This window comes from Xylanimonas ulmi, assembly GCF_004216535.1.
Lineage (GTDB): Bacteria > Actinomycetota > Actinomycetes > Actinomycetales > Cellulomonadaceae > Xylanimonas > Xylanimonas ulmi.
Window position 1 is genome coordinate 1,696,635 of sequence record NZ_SGWX01000001.1, and the last position, 15,455, is coordinate 1,712,089.

Sequence of the window (15,455 nt, forward strand, 5' to 3'; positions counted from 1 at the left end):
GTGTAGGGCGCGTGGGTGGGGCCGCAGGCCCGTCAGCGCCTCTCCTCGCGCGCCTTGGCCTCCACCGAGAGCGTCGCACGCGGGAAGGCCTGCAGGCGGGCCTTGCCGATCGGCAGGCCGGTGACCTCGCAGGTGCCGTAGGCGCCGGTCTTGATGCGCTCGATCGCACGCTTGGTCTGGGCGAGCAGGTCGCGCATGTTGTTCACCAGCGTGAGCTCCTGCTCACGCTCCAGTGCGCTCGACCCGTAGTCCGCCTGGTCGTCGCCGGCGCCGTCGCCGGAGTTGCGCAACAGGTCGCTCAGGTCGCGGTCAGCCGCGGCGAGCTCGGCCTCAAGCCGCTCGCGGTCGGCCAGTAGTCCGGCGGCCAGCTCGTGGATCTCGGCGAGCGTCCACGGCTCCTCGCCCTCGCGCACCGGAAAGGACGTCACGTCCCGAGCGAGGTCGGGAAACGTCTGGTCGATGATGTGTGCCACCGTTGGCTCGGCTGCGGGAGTTGCCTTGCTCATCGCATCCCCTTTGGTCGAAGTCACCGCAGCGTAGAGGCGCGAACCGGCCCGCACAACCTACGCCACGCCGAACGGGGCGAGGATGTGCGGGCCGGTCGAGACCAGGACGTTGGGGCGCCCGAGCTCAGAGCTGCGGGGTGGAGCCCTGGTTGCTGCGGGCCGGCAGAGCCGAGCCGCGGGCGTCGAGCTCGCCCAGGAGGTTCTGCAGGAAGCTCTTCAGGCGCGTGCGGTAGTCGCGCTCGAACAGGCGCAGCTCGTCGATCTTGCGCTCCAGGAGCGAGCGCTCCTGCTCCAGCTGGGAGAGCGTGCGGTGGCTGGTCTCCTCGGCCTCGCGCACGATGCGTGAGCCCTCCGACTTGGCCTCGGCGATCAGGCGGTCGCCCTCCTCCTGGCCCGAGCGCACGTAGTCGTCGTGCAGCTTCTGGGCGAGCTGGAGCATGCCGGTCGCGGACTCGGGCTCGGCGGCCTTGGGCGCCTGGGCTGGGGCGGGAGCGGGTGCGGCGACGGGGGCCGCGACCGCGGCGGCCGCCGCGTCGGAGCGTGAGAGCTCGGCGACACGTCGCTCCGCGGCGGTGAGCTTGGACCGCAGCTCCTCGTTCTCCTCCTGCACCGCGGAGAGGGTCCGCACCACCTCGTCGAGGAAGTCGTCGACTTCCTCCACGTCGTAGCCCTCGCGGAACTTCGTCGCAGCGAACTTCTTGTTGAGGATGTCTTCTGCGGTCAGCAGCGCCATCGTTTCACCTCACGCTTCGGTTTCGTCCGGTCGAACGACCACGGTAGCCGACGTGCCCAGCGCCAGCATCGCGACGTCGCCGCCCGCACACGGATCCTGCACGGATTCCCTCTTCATTCGCCCGACTTGCTCCGCGGTGTCATGCGTTCGTCAGGATCTGCGAGGCGATGAGCACCACGAAGAAGACCAGCATGAACCCGATGTCGAGCCCGACGTTGCCGATCCGCAGGGGCGGGATCAGCCTGCGGACCGCGCGCAGCGGCGGGTCCGTGACGGTGTACACGACCTCGGCCAGCACCAGGACGACGCCGGTCGGCCGCCAGTCGCGCGCGAAGAACTGCACCCAGTCGAGCACCATGCGCACGACGAGGCACAGCAGATACAGCCACAGGACCAGGCCGAGGACGTGCAGCACGGTGGTCATCGCGGTCCTCTCCCGGGTCCGTCGAAGCGGCGCGTGTGGGTATGAGACGAGTTCACGCGGCCACCCTAAGGTCTGCGGCGAGGATGACGACGGGTCCGCCAGGCCGGGTCACCTGGCGGACGCCTGATGGCCGGCGTCAGCTCTGGTTGTAGAAGTGGCCCGGACCCTTGGCGGGCGGCGGCTCGACCTCGTCCTCGCCCATGATCTCGACGTGCTCGGGCGAGAGCAGGAACACCTTGTTGGTCACACGCTCGATCGCGCCGTGCAGGCCGAAGATCAGACCGGCCGAGAAGTCGACCAGACGCTTGGCGTCGGCGTCGTCCATGTCGGACAGGTTCATGATCACGGGCGTGCCGCCGCGGAACGCCTCGCCGATGAGGCGGGCGTCGTTGTACGAGCGCGGGTGGATGGTGGTGATCCGCCGCAGGTCCGACGACGGCGCGACCTCCTTGAGGGCGGGCCGACGCAACGGCGTCACCTCGGCGGGATAGTCGTCGCGCTCACGCACGGGTGCCTCCAACTCTTCCCCGAAGTCGTCGCCGTACTCGTCGGCGTAGTTCTCGCCCTGCCCCTGGTCGTCTGCAAGACCCAGGTACAGCATCGTCTTGCGAAGCGCTCCGGCCATCGCTCCCACTCCGTTTCGTCGCCCCTGCGGTCGGTGCCTTGACGTTAACCACGCGGGCACGCTAGAGAGCCCGCGACACGCCGGTGTGTCGGCGCGCCTGCGTCACGTCAGCACGACGAGGCCGGCCTGCCGTCCCGTGGTGGTCCCGGCCGCCGTCGCGCGCCGGTGCGAGAACAGCTCAGGGTCCTCCAGCGTGCAGCGGTCGACGTGGACGCACGAGCGCACGCCGCTGGCCGCGAGCTGCGCCCGCACGGCCGCGGGCAGGTCGAGCGCGGGGGTTCCCTCGCGTGTCGTCGCGTGCGCCTGCGGCACGATCGCGGCGACCTCGTCGCGCATCTCGGCGGGCACCTCGTAGCACCGACCGCACACCGCGGGTCCGACGGCGGCCCGCAGTCCCGCCGTCGTCGCCCCGGCCGCGAGCATGGCGTCGACGGCGCGGTGCACGACGCCGAGCCGCACGCCCGCGCGCCCGGCGTGCACGACGCCGACGACGCGGGCGACGGGGTCGGCCAGCAGCACGGGCACGCAGTCGGCCACGAGCACACCCAAGCCCAGACCGCTGGCGGCGGTCACCACGGCGTCCGCCTGACCGGCGGCCAGCGGTGGCGCCGACGACGCCCACTCCGCACGCTCGGCCGCGTCGAGCACCAACACCCGGTCGCCGTGGACCTGGGCCACGAATGCGACGGGCGCGCCGAGCCAGGCGCCCACGCGGGCGCGGTTCTCACGCACGCGCAGCGCGTCGTCGCCGGTGTTGGCGCCCAGGTCGAGCGACGCCCACGGCGCCGGCGAGACGCCGCCGCGCCGCGTCGTGAAGCCCGCGACGACGCCCTCGCCGAGGTCGACGCGCAGCAGGCCGGCGCCGACGTCGTCGGGCAGCAGCGCGTCCTGTGACCAGGCCGGCGGCATGTCGCGCAGACAGGGCGCGGTCACAGTCCGCCCACCGGGGCGGGCGCCGTGGCGCTCACTTGAGGAAGTCGGGAACGTCGAGCTCCTCCTTGGGAGGAGCGGCGTCCCAGATGCGCGGCACCTCGACCGGGCGCTCGACCGTCACTCCCTCGACCTCCTCGACGACCGCGACGCTCGGGCGCGCGGCCTGTGCGACAGGCTGCAGGCTCGTCGGCACGTCGTCGGGGTCCGCCGGGATCGGACGGGGCAGCGTGTGCGCGCCGTTGACGGGGGGCTGGGGCACCGGCACGGTCGCCGGGCCCGCCGTGGAGACCGCGGACTGGCCACCTGTCGCCGTGGCCGCCACGGGACGGGCCGTCTGGCCGGCGATCTGCCCCAGGCCGCGGCCGTCCTTGCGCGCCTGCGGCACGCCGCCGTCGAACCCGGCCGCGATCACGGTGACGCGCACCTCGTCACCGAGGGCGTCGTCGATGACGGTGCCGAAGATGATGTTGGCCTCGGGGTGGGCGGCCTCCTGCACCAGGCGGGCGGCCTCGTGGACCTCGAGCAGGCCGAGGTCGCTGCCGCCCTGGATCGACAGCAGCACGCCGTGCGCGCCGTCGATGCTCGCCTCAAGCAGCGGCGAGGAGATCGCCAGCTCGGCGGCCTGGACGGCGCGGTCCTCGCCGCGCGCCGAGCCGATGCCCATGAGCGCCGAGCCGGCGCCCTGCATGACGGACTTGACGTCGGCGAAGTCGAGGTTGATGAGGCCCGGGGTGGTGATGAGGTCGGTGATGCCCTGGACACCCGAGTGCAGCACCTGGTCGGCCGAGTGGAACGCCGCGATCGCCGAGACGTTGCGGTCCGACATCTGCAGCAGGCGGTCGTTGGGGATGACGATGAGGGTGTCGACCTCCTCGCGGAGCGTCTCGATCCCCTGCTCGGCCTGGACCGAGCGACGACGTCCCTCGAACGTGAACGGACGGGTCACGACCCCGACCGTGAGCGCGCCGAGCGAGCGCGCGATGCGCGCGACCACGGGGGCGCCGCCTGTGCCGGTGCCACCGCCCTCGCCCGCGGTCACGAAGACCATGTCGGCCCCGCGCAGGACCTCCTCGATCTCCTCCTCGTGGTCCTCGGCGGCCTTGCGGCCGACCTCGGGGTCGGCGCCGGCGCCCAGGCCGCGCGTGAGGTCGCGTCCGACGTCGAGCTTGACGTCAGCGTCCGACATCAGCAGTGCCTGGGCGTCGGTGTTGACGGCGATGAACTCGACGCCCTTGAGCCCGACCTCGATCATGCGGTTGACAGCGTTCACGCCACCACCGCCGACGCCCACCACCTTGATGACTGCCAGGTAGTTCTGCGGAGTTGCCACGTCGATGCCTCTCGGGTCGATCCTTGTCCCCGACGCCCGCAACCCTGAACCCTAAGGTTCGACTTGAGGGTCAGAGTTATGTCAGGTTGCTGCTGCCCCTGACGGTATGCGGCGTGGCGCGGCCGTCATGGGAACGTGCGTCGGCGTGTCGCCGCCGCGTTCTCAGCGCGTCACGGGGAGGTCGGGCGAACTGACGTCGAACACCTGCGCGTCAGGCGCCGCCTGACGCAGCGCCTGGACCACGGCGAGCTTGAGCGCGACACGGTCGTCGCTGCCCCACTTGATGACCTGACCCGACGACAGGGTGGTGCGCACGTCGTCGCGCGTCGCCGCGCTCACCTGCGTGACCTGGTCGGCCAGCTCCGCCGGCAGACCCGCCAGCACACGCAGCGCCGCCACGAGCGCGGGCGCCTGGTCGTCGTCCAGGCTCGCCTCGACCACGGGCAGACCCTCGGGGGGCTCGGGCGTGGTCCCGACGCGCACGCCGTCGGCGTCGACGAGCGCGAACCCGTCATCGACCGGCGCGGCGGCGACCGGCTCGCGCGAGGTCAGCGTCACCGCGAGCCCGTGCGGCCAGTCGCGCAGGATGCTCGCGTCGCGCACGCCGTTGAGCTCCAGCAGGCGCTGACGCAGCGCGACGGTGTCGATGCGCGGCAGCGGCACACCGACCTCCTCGCCGATGACCGCCTGGACCTGCGCCACGTCGATCGTGCTCCCCTGCCCCGTGACGCTCACCTCGCGCATATCGAGCGCGAGCAGCGGCGAGACGAACGCGGCCCAGGCCAGGACGAGGACTGCGGCCACGGCCGCGGCCCACACCCCCAGCCGGCGCACCACGAGGTGTCGGCGCATCGAACGCCGCTCCGCGAGCCGGCGCGCCATCGCGGTCGAGACCGTGGCGCGCCCCCGAGGGCGCTCACGCGTCGCCTGGCCCGCCGCGCGAGGGATGGCCTGTGTGCGCGCGGACGCCGAAGGCGCGGTCCGCGGTGCCGGCGCCGAGCGCGCCGGGGCGGGCGCCGGGCGCGGGGCGGCCGTCCGGGCGCCTGTGCGCGCAGCGCCCGCCGCAGCGCCCGACGCGCTCTTCGCGACGGGCTTGGGCGGCACGCGGGGTTTGGCGGGAGGACGCACGTCGCCATCCTGCCGCGTCCGTGCGCCGATCCGCGGCAGGCGTCGCCGGGCGGCGGCGTGACGCGCACAACCCAGCGGCCCACGTCAGTCCGCGAGGTCCCCCAGGATCAGCGGCGCCAACTGCGTCACGTCGCCGGCGCCGACCGTGAGCACCAGGTCGCCGGGACGCGCGAGCGCCGCGACGGCGTGCGCCGCCTCGACGCGATCCTCGACGGCCCGCACCGTGCCGCCCGACGCCGTCGCGGGCAGCAGGTCGGTGATCGTGCGCGCCGACACGGTGGGGTCCACGTCCTCACGCGCCCGGTAGACCCCGGTCACGACGACCTCGTCGGCGAGCGCGAGAGCGGCCGCGAAACGCTCGGCGAAGATGCGGGTGCGCGAGTACAGGTGCGGCTGGAAGAGCACGAGCACGCGTCCAGCGCCCGCGATCGGCCGCGCGGCGCGCAACAGCGCCTCGATCTCGGTGGGGTGGTGGGCGTAGTCGTCGACGACGCGCACCCCGCCCGCCTCGCCGCGCGGCTCGAAGCGGCGCCCCGTGCCCACGAACGCCGCGGCGCCCGCGACCGCGTCGGTGGGCGCCGCGCCGAGCAACACCGCGGTCACCACCGCCGCGGTCGCGTTGAGCACGTTGTGCGTCCCCGTCACGGCGATGCGCAGGTCGAGCGGCGCGTCGCCGAGCGGCCCGCCGCGCACCGTCGCACTCACGCCCTGCGCCGTCGAGACGATGTCGCTCACGACGACGTCGGCGCCCTCAGCGGCGCCATAGGTGACCACCGTGCCGCCGCGCGCGCGGTGGGCCGCCGCGAGCGCGGCCGCCCCGGCGTCGTCGGCGCACGCGATGAGCACGCCGCCGGGCCGCACGCGCCCGGCGAAGGCGACGAACGCGGCGTCGAACGCCTCGCGCGTGCCGTAGTGGTCGAGGTGGTCGGGCTCGACGTTGGTGACCACGGCGAGGGTCGGGGCGTAGTTGAGGAACGAGCCGTCGGACTCGTCGGCCTCGGCGACCAGCACGTCGCCGGCGCCCAGGTGTCCACCCGGGACCGCGGACACCGAGCCGTCGGCGTCGCGCACGCGCACCGAGCCTCCGATCGCGAACGACGGGTCGGCGCCCGTGGCGCGCAGCACCGAGACGACCATGGCGGACGTCGTCGTCTTGCCGTGCGCCCCGGCCACCGCCACCGCGCGCTGGCCGAGCATGAGCGAGGCGAGCGCCTGCGAGCGGTGCAGCACTCGGACGCCCGCCGCGCGCGCGGCGGCGAGCTCGGGGTTGTCCTCACGCACCGCGCTGGAGACCACGACGGTGTCGACCAGCGGCCGTCCGTCGGGCGCGACCACATGCGCGGCGTCGTGGCCCACCCACACCCGCACGCCGTCAGCCCGCAGAGCGTCGAGCGTCGCGCTCTGCGCGGCGTCGGAGCCCTGGACCGGAACACGACGCGCGGCGAGCAGGCGTGCGACCACGCTGACCCCGGCGCCGCCCACGGCGATCAGATGCACCCGGCCGAGCTGGTCGACCGGCACCGTCTCGTCGCTCACGCCGCACCCGCCCGGGTGGCGACGGCCTGCTCGACGAGGTCGGCGACCCGGGCCGCGCCGTCGCGCACGCCCGTGCGCCGCGCGGCCTCGGCCATCGCCGCCAGGCGTCCGGTGTCCGCGACGAGCGCCGGGACATGCTCGGCGACCCACGAGGAGGTGAGGTCGGCGTCGTCGACGAGCAGCCCTCCCCCGGCCCGCACGAGCGGCGCGGCGTTGAGGCGCTGCTCGCCGTTGCCGATGGGCAGCGGCACGTAGACGGCGGGCAGCCCGAGGGCCGCGAGCTCGCACACCGTGCCGGCTCCCGAGCGCGCGACGACCAGGTCGGCGACCGCGAGCGCGAGGTGCATCTCGGACAGATACTCGCGCACCTGGTAGCGCCGCGACTCGACCGACGAGCCCAGACGCGCGACGGCGTCGCGCACCGGGCCGTCCTTGCCCTTGCCCGTCAGGTGCAGCACCTGGGCGCCCGAGGCCAGCAGCGCGTCGGCCGCGCCGGCGACCGCGGTGTTGAGGCTCAGCGCCCCCGAGGATCCGCCCGTGACCAGGACGGTCGGGCGCGCCGGGTCGAGGCCCAGGGCGTCGGCGGCCGCGACGCGTGTGCCGGCGGCGTCGGACTCACGCGCGCTGACCAGCTCGGCGATCTCGCGGCGCAGCGGCAGACCCGTCACGACGCCCCCGCGCAGCGGCGTGCCCTCGAAGGTCAGGCCCACGCGCGCGGCCCAGCGCGCGCCGAGCTTGTTGGCCAGGCCGGGGCGCGCGTTCTGCTCGTGGATCACCACGGGCACGCCGCGGCGGCGGGCGGCCAGGTAGGCGGGCGTCGACACGTAGCCGCCGAAGCCGACGACCACCTGCGCGTCGATCTCCTCGATCGCGGCCTGTGCCGCGTGCACTGCGGCGCTGAGCTTGCCGGGCAGCGTCAGCAGGTCGACCGAGGGGCGGCGCGGCAGCGGAACCCGCGGCACCGGCGCCAGGCGATAGCCGCGGGCTGGCACGAGCTCGGCCTCGAGGCCGGTCGCGGTGCCCAGCACCAGCACCTTCGCCTCGGGATCGCGCGCGCGCAGCTCGTCGGCGACCGCGAGCAGGGGGTTGACGTGACCGGCGGTGCCGCCGCCGGCGAGCACGACGGAGTGGACCTTGTGACTCACAGACGCGACCCTACCCGGGCGCGCCGCACGTCAGCGCCGCCCGGCCCGCCGCCATCGCCGCGTGACCCGCCCCGCGCCCTGGTCGCCGCGGCGTCCGGGACGCCCGGCGACGGCACGCTGGACGCCGAGCACCGCGAGCGAGCGGCGCACCACACTGCCGCGGGCCGCGAGCGCCTGGGCCGCGCCGGGCTCCGAGCGCGCGAACGAGATGACCATGCCGAGCGCCGCCATCGTCGTCACGAGCGCCGACCCTCCCGCGGAGACCAAGGGCAGCGGGACGCCGATGACCGGGATGACGCGGATGACGACGCCGATGTTGACGAACGCCTGGCCCACGATCCAGCACGCGACTCCCGCGGTGGTGACCTTGACGAACGGGTCGGGATGGCGGCGGATCACCCGGCTCATGGCGATGCCGAGCGCGACGAACAGGCCCAGCACCATGAGCGTGCCGAGCAGGCCGAGCTCCTCACCGATGACGGCGTAGATGAAGTCGTTGTGCGCCTCGGGCAGGTAGCGCCATTTCTCACGGCTCGCGCCGAGGCCCAGGCCCAGCACACCGCCGCTGCCGAGCGCGTACAGGCCGTGGATCGACTGGTAGCACTCGTTCTGCACGTCCTGGCACGTGCCGTAGGTGGCGAAGATGCGCCCCATGCGGTCGCTGCTGCCGTAGACGAACACGTAGCCGATGATCACGGCGGCGAGCCCGCCGCCCAGCCCAAGCAGCCGGGCCGGAGCGCCCGAGACCCAGAACGCGCCGAGCGCCAGGGCGATGAGGATGAGGCCTGTGCCCAGGTCGTGCCCGGCGAGCACCAGGCCGAGCACGAGCACGACTCCGGGCACGGCGGGCCAGATCACGTGACGCCACCGGCCCAGAAGCCGCTGTTTGCGGCCCAGCACCGCGCCGAGCCACACCGTGAGCGCGAGCTTGGCGACCTCGGACGGCTGGAAGCGCACGGGTCCCAGGCGCAGCCAGTTGCGGTTGCCGCCCACGAGGTCGCCCATGAACATGACGGCCACCAGCAGCACGACGGCGACGCCGAGCGCCGGCCACGCCAGCCGCTTGTACCAGCGCACCGGGATCCGCGCGGCCACCAGCAGCGTCGGCAGGCCGATGATCGCGAACTTCGCCTGGTCGAGGAACGCCGAGTACGGGGAGGCGCCGTCGGCGATCGACGTCACGGTCGAGCTCGACAGCACCATGACCAGGCCGAGCACGAGCAGCAGGCTCGATGTCCCCACCAGGGTGTAGTACGAGGTGACCGCCGAGTTCCACTGGCCGAGCCAGGGCCGTTCGTCGGTGGTTGCTACCGCCATGCCGCGCCTTCCGGGTGAGCCGCCCTAGGCGTCGCGGGTGATCGCCTCCACCGCTGCGGCGAAGGCCTCGCCCCGCTGTGCGTAGGAGCGGAACTGGTCCTGCGAGGCGCCGGCCGGGGCCAGCAGCACGGTGTCGCCCGGCTGGGCGAGCGACCGTGCCGCGTCGACGGCGCGGCGCATCACGGTGTCAGTCTCGCCGGGGTCGACCACGACGACGGGGATCTCGGGGGCGTGTCGGGCCAATGCCGTCGTGAACGGCTCGGGATCGACGCCGATCACGACCGCCGCGCGGAGTCTGTCGGCGCGCGCCGCGACCAGATCGTCGAAGCGGGCGCCCTTGGCCAGGCCACCGGCGACCCACACGACCGACCCGGCGGCGAAGCCCGCGAGCGAGGCCGACGCGGCGTGCGCATTGGTCGCCTTGGAGTCGTCGACGAACGCGACCCCGTCGCGGGCCCCGACCTGCTGGATGCGGTGTCCGCCCGGCCGGAACGCGCGCAGCCCGTCGCGCACCGCCGCGGCGGGCACGCCGTGCGCGCGCGCGAGCGCCGCGGCCGCGAGCGCGTTGGCGACGACGTGGGGCGGCGCCGGCGTGTCCGCGCCGGGCGCGAGGTGGGCGAGGTCGTCCAGCGTGCCGAGCTCGGCCGCATACGTCAGGCGGTCGACGGCGTCGGCCGGGGCGTGGAACGCGCGGTCGACGAGCACGTCCTCGACCAGGCCCAGCGTGCCCGGACCGGGCGCGCCGAGCGTGAAGCCCACCGCGCGGGCGCCCTCGGCGACGTCGGCCTCGCGCACCAGCTTCTCGGTGCGCGCGTCGGCCACGTTGTAGACGCACGCGACCTGCGCGCGCTCGAAGATCCGGCCCTTGTCGGCGGCGTACGCCTGAGCCGACCCATGCCAGTCGAGGTGGTCGTCGGCGATGTTGAGGACCGCCGCCGCCCGCAGCGCGGTGGTGTGCGCGAAGTGGAGCTGGAAGCTCGACAGCTCGACCGCCAGCACGTCGAGGTCCGGGTCGAGCGCGGCCTCGATGAGCGGGGTGCCGACGTTGCCGACCGCGCGCGTGCGCAGCCCGGCGGCCGTCAGGATCGAGGCGAGCATCTCGACCGTCGTCGTCTTGCCGTTGGTGCCCGTGACGGCCAGCCACGGCGCGGGCCCGTCGCCCGCGGCGCGGTCGACGCGCAGGCGCCAGGCCAGCTCGACCTCGCTCCACACCGGCACACCGGCCGCGCGCGCGGCGACCAGCAGCGGGTCGACCGGTTTGACCCCAGGCGAGGTGACCACGACGTCCGCCTGCGCGAGCACCGCGGCGCGGTCGGCGTCGCTGGACGGCGTGCGCACGTCGGCGTCGTCGGAGGGGGCGAGGGTGACGACCGACCTGACGAGCGCGCCTCTCCCGTCGGGCCCACGCAGCGCGCCCGCCACGGCGCGGCCCGTCACGCCGAGCCCCACCACCAGCACGCGCGCGTCGGCCAGGGCGACCCGGGGCTCGACCGGACCGTGGCCCTCGAACGCCACTACGACACCACCCATTCGGCGTAGAAGATGCCCATGCCGAGGGCAGCGAACAGCCCCGCGATGAGCCAGAATCGGATGACGATCGTGACCTCTCCCCACCCCGACAACTCGAAGTGGTGGTGCAGCGGCGCCATCTTGAACACGCGTCTGCGCGTCATCTTGAAGAACCCGATCTGGATGACGTCGCTCATCACGATGATGACGAACATGCCGCCGATGATGGCCGCGAGGATCTGCGTGCGCGACAGGATCGACAGCGCCGCGAGCGCTCCCCCGAGCGCGAGCGAGCCCGTGTCGCCCATGAAGATCTTGGCGGGGCTCGCGTTCCACCACAGGAACCCGAAGCACGCGCCCACGATGGCCGCCGCGACGATCGCGATGTCCTGCGGATCGCGCACCTCGTAACACCGTGGACCCGCGACGGCGAGCCGCTGGCACGACTGGTTGAGCTGCCAGATGCCCACCAGCACATACCCCACGAACACCACGAGCGAGACGCCGGTGGCCAGGCCGTCGAGGCCGTCGGTGAGGTTGACGGCGTTGGACCACGCCGTGATGAGGAAGTTCGCCCAGATCACGAACAGGATCAGGCCCACCGTCGCGCCCGCGAACGCGAGGTCGAGGTTGGTGTCGCGCAGGAACGAGATGCGTGTCGAGGCGGGCGTGCGCCAGTTGGAGTTGGGGAACTGCAGCGCGAGCACCGCGAAGGTGACGCCGACGAACCCCTGGCCGATGATCTTGGCGCGCGGCGTCAGACCGAGCGAGCGCTGCTTGCGGATCTTGGTGAAGTCGTCGGCAAAACCGACCACACCCAGGCCCGCCATGAGGTAGAGGGTCAGCAGCGCCGTCGCGCTCGGCCACCGCTCCGCGACCGCCATCGACGCGCCGACGCCGACCAGCGTGGCCCCGATGATGACGACGCCACCCATGGTCGGCGTGCCGCGCTTGGTGAAGTGGGCCGTCGGGCCGTCCTGCCGGACGAACTGACCGTAGTTGCGCCGCACCAGGAACCGAATGAACAGGGGCGTGCCGAACAGGGCCACGAGCAGGGAGACGCCCGAGGCGACGAGGATCGCGATCACCGCGCGGCCCCGGGCTCCGGCTCGTGCGCGGCGCCCGCCGCGACCCGAGCGCCGACCGCGCCCGCGGCGAGCTCGTCGCCGAGTCGCCACAGGCCGGTGCTGTTGGAGGCCTTGACCAGGACGACGTCGCCCGGCTCCAGGCGCTCGTCGAGCACGGCGCGCGCGGCGTCGAGGTCGGGGACGAACACGCTCTCCTCCCCCCAAGAGCCCTCCTGCAGGGCGCCCTCGTGGATGTGGTACGCGCCCTCGCCGACCACGACGAGGAGTTTGACGTTCAACCGGACCACGAGCAGGCCGATGTCATGGTGCGCGACGCGCGCCCGGTCGCCGAGCTCGCGCATCTCCCCCAGCACGGCCACCGAGCGCCGCTCACGCCCGGCCATGACGGCCAGCGAGCGCAGCGCGGCCCGCATCGACTCCGGGTTCGCGTTGTACGCGTCGTCGATCACGGTGACGCCGTCCGGCCGCTCGGTCACCGCCATGCGGTGCGGGCTGCCCGGCTCGGCGACGGCGAGACGCTCGGCCACGACCGCCGGGGACTGCCCGATGAGGATCGCGGCGGTCGCCGCGCCCAGCGCGTTGGACACGTGGTGCTCGCCCACGAGCCGCAGCCGCACGGGCACGCGCACGTCGTCGGCGACCTCGACCGCGTCGGTGATGCGGCCGCGCACACGCAGCACGAACGAGGCGCGCCCCCTGGCGTCGATCGTGACGTCCTCGGCGCGCACGTCCGCGCTCGGCACGCGGCCGAACGTCACGACGCGATGGCCCAGCCCGGTCGCCCGGGGGGCGAGCCCGAGCACGCGCTCGTCGTCGGCGTTGAGCACCGCGACGCCCCCGGGGCGCAGGCCCGTGATGACCTCGGCCTTGGTGTCGGCGATCGCCTCCACGCTGCCGAAGTTGGCGATGTGCGCGGTGCCCACAGCCAGCGTGATGGAGATCTGCGGCGGCGCCACCGAGGCCAGGTAGGCGATGTCGCCGGGCTTGTCGGCGCCCATCTCCAGCACGAAGTTGCGCGTGCGCTCACTCGCGCCGAGCACGGTGAGCGGCAGGCCCACCTCGCTGTTGTACGAGCCGCGCGGTGCGATGGTGTCGGCGGGGTCCTCGCCCCGCACCAGCAGGCCGAGCAGGTCCTTGGTCGTGGTCTTGCCGACCGACCCGGTGATGCCGAAGACATGCACCGCGGGGTTGGCCTCACGCAGCCGCGCGAGCACGTAGCGGGCGAGATCGCCCAACGCGATGCGCACGTCGTCGACCACGACGAGGGGCAGCGGGTCGCCCTCGCCCGCCGGGTCGCGCTCGGCGAGCACCAGGACGGCGCCGGCGGCCACGGCGCCGCGCGCGAAGTCGGCGCCGTCGACGCGCTCGCCCGGCAGGGCCACGAACAGCGACCCGGGACCCACGTGCCGCGAGTCCGCGACCACCTGCCCGGTCACCCGGATCTCGGGGTCGGCGGCGAGCCGGCCCCCTGTCGCGTGCGCGACCTCGGACGCGGTCAGCTCGATCATGCGGTCGTGGTCCCTTCGGTCGTGATGCCGGGCCGGGCCGCGAGCGCAGCCCTCGCCTCGACCCTGTCGTCGAGCTGGACGTCGACCCCCGCGACGTCTTGAACGGTCTCGTGCCCGCGGCCGGCCACGAGCACGGTGTCCTGTGCGCCGGCGTGGGCGACCACGGTGCGGATCGCGTCGGCGCGCGGCGCCACCTCGCGCACCTCGACGACACGCGCCTGCCCTCCAGCGTGCGCGGCCGCGGCCGCGGCCGCACGCGCTCCGGCGAGCACCTGCGCGCGCACCGCGGCGGGGTCCTCGCCGTGCGGGTCGTCGTCGGTGACGACGACGACATCGGCGCCGGCCACGGCGGCCGCGCCCATCGCGGGGCGCTTGCCCGTGTCACGGTCGCCCGTGGCGCCGAACACCACGGTCAGGCGCCCGGGCGTCGTGGCGCGCAGCGCGCCGAGCGCGAGCTCAAGCGCCTCGGTGTTGTGCGCGAAGTCGACGACCACACGCGGGCGACCGTCTCCCCCGGCGCTGACGACCTCCATGCGGCCCGGCACGACCGCCGCGAGCCCGCCCGCCGCGTCCAACGCGTCGGCGACGTCCTCCAGGTGGGCGCCGCCCTCCAGGACCATGACGAGCGCGAGCGCCGCGTTGGCGACGTTGAAGCCGCCCGGCAGCGTCGTCGAGGTGCGCAGCGTGCGCCCGTCGGTGTGGGTCACGGTGAAGGCCGACCCGGTGCCGTGCGGCGCGACGTCGGTCACGACCCAGTCGGCCGCCGGGCCGCCGTCGCGCGTCGGGGTGGTGCGCAGCGTCGCCACGGGGATGGTCGCGACCTCGGCCATGCGCTCACCCCACGCGTCGTCGACCACGACGACGCCGCGGCGCGCGTGCTCGGGCGTGAACAGCAGCGCCTTGGCGGCGAAGTAGGACTGGAGGTCGCCGTGGAAGTCGAGGTGGTCCTGGCTCAGGTTGGTGAACCCGGCCACGCCGTAGCGCACCCCGTCGACCCGGTGCAGGGCGAGCGCGTGCGAGCTGACCTCCATGGCGAGCGTGCGCACACCGTCCTCACGCATCGCGGCGAGCAGGGCCTGCAGGTCGGCGGCCTCGGGTGTGGTCAGGCGCGAGGGCAGCACCCGGTCGCCCGAGCGCATCTCGACCGTGCCGACGAGCCCCGAGGTGAAGCCCAGCGCCCGCAGCAGATGGTCGATCTGGTAGGCCGTGGTGGTCTTGCCGTTGGTGCCCGTGACGGCGAACGTCGTCAGGTGCTCGGCCGGGGACCCGTACACCCAGGCGGCCACGTGGCCGATGATCAGGCGTGGGTCGGCGGCCACGAGGACCGGCACGCCCAGGCCCCCGACCAGGTCGGCGCCCGCGGCGTCGGTGAGCACGGCGCGCGCGCCCCGAGCCACGGCGTCGGCGGCGAACGCGGCCCCGTGGGCGCGGGCCCCGGGCAGGGCGACGAACAGGTCGCCGTCCTCCACGACGCGGTTGTCCGACGCGACCGAGGTGACCGTCGGCCCCTCGCCGTCGGGCGCGGGGCCTGCGGCGATCCGAAGGTCGAACGTGTGGGCGAGATCCCGTACCCGGCGCGGCGCGTTGTCCGCTGGCCGGATCCGTTCGAGCGGCGATGTCACGGGTAGACCCTAACTGGTGGGGTGGGGGGTATCGGGTCGCACGGGCGTACG

14 protein-coding genes are annotated in these 15,455 nt (G+C 74.0%); all 14 read right to left on the minus strand.

Features of this window, described 5'->3' with window-relative positions; translation table 11 throughout:
- Positions 1-32 precede the first annotated feature (32 nt).
- Entirely contained in the window at positions 33-506 is a 474-nt protein-coding gene (locus tag EV386_RS07825) for a TraR/DksA family transcriptional regulator (protein ID WP_130413850.1), read from the minus strand.
- 124 nt (positions 507-630) lie between these two features.
- Entirely contained in the window at positions 631-1,239 is a 609-nt protein-coding gene (locus EV386_RS07830; protein ID WP_130413852.1) for a DivIVA domain-containing protein, read from the minus strand.
- Positions 1,240-1,378: 139 nt separating this feature from the next.
- Positions 1,379-1,663, minus strand: a complete 285-nt coding sequence (locus EV386_RS07835; protein ID WP_207216492.1) for a YggT family protein — start codon at positions 1,661-1,663, stop codon at positions 1,379-1,381.
- A 136-nt stretch (positions 1,664-1,799) separates the two neighbouring features.
- Entirely contained in the window at positions 1,800-2,288 is a 489-nt protein-coding gene (locus EV386_RS07840; protein ID WP_130413854.1) for a cell division protein SepF, read from the minus strand.
- A 102-nt stretch (positions 2,289-2,390) separates the two neighbouring features.
- Positions 2,391-3,221, minus strand: a complete 831-nt coding sequence (gene pgeF / locus EV386_RS07845; RefSeq protein ID WP_341272811.1) for a peptidoglycan editing factor PgeF — start codon at positions 3,219-3,221, stop codon at positions 2,391-2,393.
- 31 nt (positions 3,222-3,252) lie between these two features.
- Positions 3,253-4,551 carry a cell division protein FtsZ gene (ftsZ, locus tag EV386_RS07850; protein ID WP_130413856.1) on the minus strand — a complete coding sequence of 433 codons (1,299 nt, stop codon included), beginning with the start codon at positions 4,549-4,551 and terminating at the stop codon, positions 3,253-3,255.
- A 162-nt stretch (positions 4,552-4,713) separates the two neighbouring features.
- Entirely contained in the window at positions 4,714-5,403 is a 690-nt protein-coding gene (locus EV386_RS07855) for a cell division protein FtsQ/DivIB (RefSeq protein ID WP_242607884.1), read from the minus strand.
- Between the two features lie 360 nt (positions 5,404-5,763).
- Positions 5,764-7,215 carry a UDP-N-acetylmuramate--L-alanine ligase gene (gene murC, locus EV386_RS07860; RefSeq protein WP_130413860.1) on the minus strand — a complete coding sequence of 484 codons (1,452 nt, stop codon included), beginning with the start codon at positions 7,213-7,215 and terminating at the stop codon, positions 5,764-5,766.
- On the minus strand, positions 7,212-8,360 hold the full coding sequence (gene murG / locus EV386_RS07865; RefSeq protein WP_130413862.1) for an undecaprenyldiphospho-muramoylpentapeptide beta-N-acetylglucosaminyltransferase: 1,149 nt from the start codon (positions 8,358-8,360) through the stop codon (positions 7,212-7,214). Before murG ends, murC begins: the two co-directional genes overlap by 4 nt.
- Before the next feature lie 30 nt (positions 8,361-8,390).
- Positions 8,391-9,677, minus strand: a complete 1,287-nt coding sequence (gene ftsW / locus EV386_RS07870; protein WP_130413864.1) for a putative lipid II flippase FtsW — start codon at positions 9,675-9,677, stop codon at positions 8,391-8,393.
- 24 nt (positions 9,678-9,701) lie between these two features.
- Entirely contained in the window at positions 9,702-11,207 is a 1,506-nt protein-coding gene (gene murD, locus EV386_RS07875; RefSeq protein ID WP_130413866.1) for a UDP-N-acetylmuramoyl-L-alanine--D-glutamate ligase, read from the minus strand.
- Positions 11,192-12,274: a phospho-N-acetylmuramoyl-pentapeptide-transferase gene (gene mraY, locus EV386_RS07880; RefSeq protein ID WP_130413868.1), complete on the minus strand. Its 1,083-nt coding sequence runs from the start codon at positions 12,272-12,274 to the stop codon at positions 11,192-11,194. Before mraY ends, murD begins: the two co-directional genes overlap by 16 nt.
- On the minus strand, positions 12,271-13,782 hold the full coding sequence (locus tag EV386_RS07885; protein ID WP_130413870.1) for a UDP-N-acetylmuramoyl-tripeptide--D-alanyl-D-alanine ligase: 1,512 nt from the start codon (positions 13,780-13,782) through the stop codon (positions 12,271-12,273). Before EV386_RS07885 ends, mraY begins: the two co-directional genes overlap by 4 nt.
- A complete protein-coding gene (locus EV386_RS07890; protein ID WP_130413872.1) occupies positions 13,779-15,404 on the minus strand; it encodes a UDP-N-acetylmuramoyl-L-alanyl-D-glutamate--2,6-diaminopimelate ligase in 1,626 nt (541 codons plus the stop codon). Before EV386_RS07890 ends, EV386_RS07885 begins: the two co-directional genes overlap by 4 nt.
- Positions 15,405-15,455: the final 51 nt, after the last annotated feature.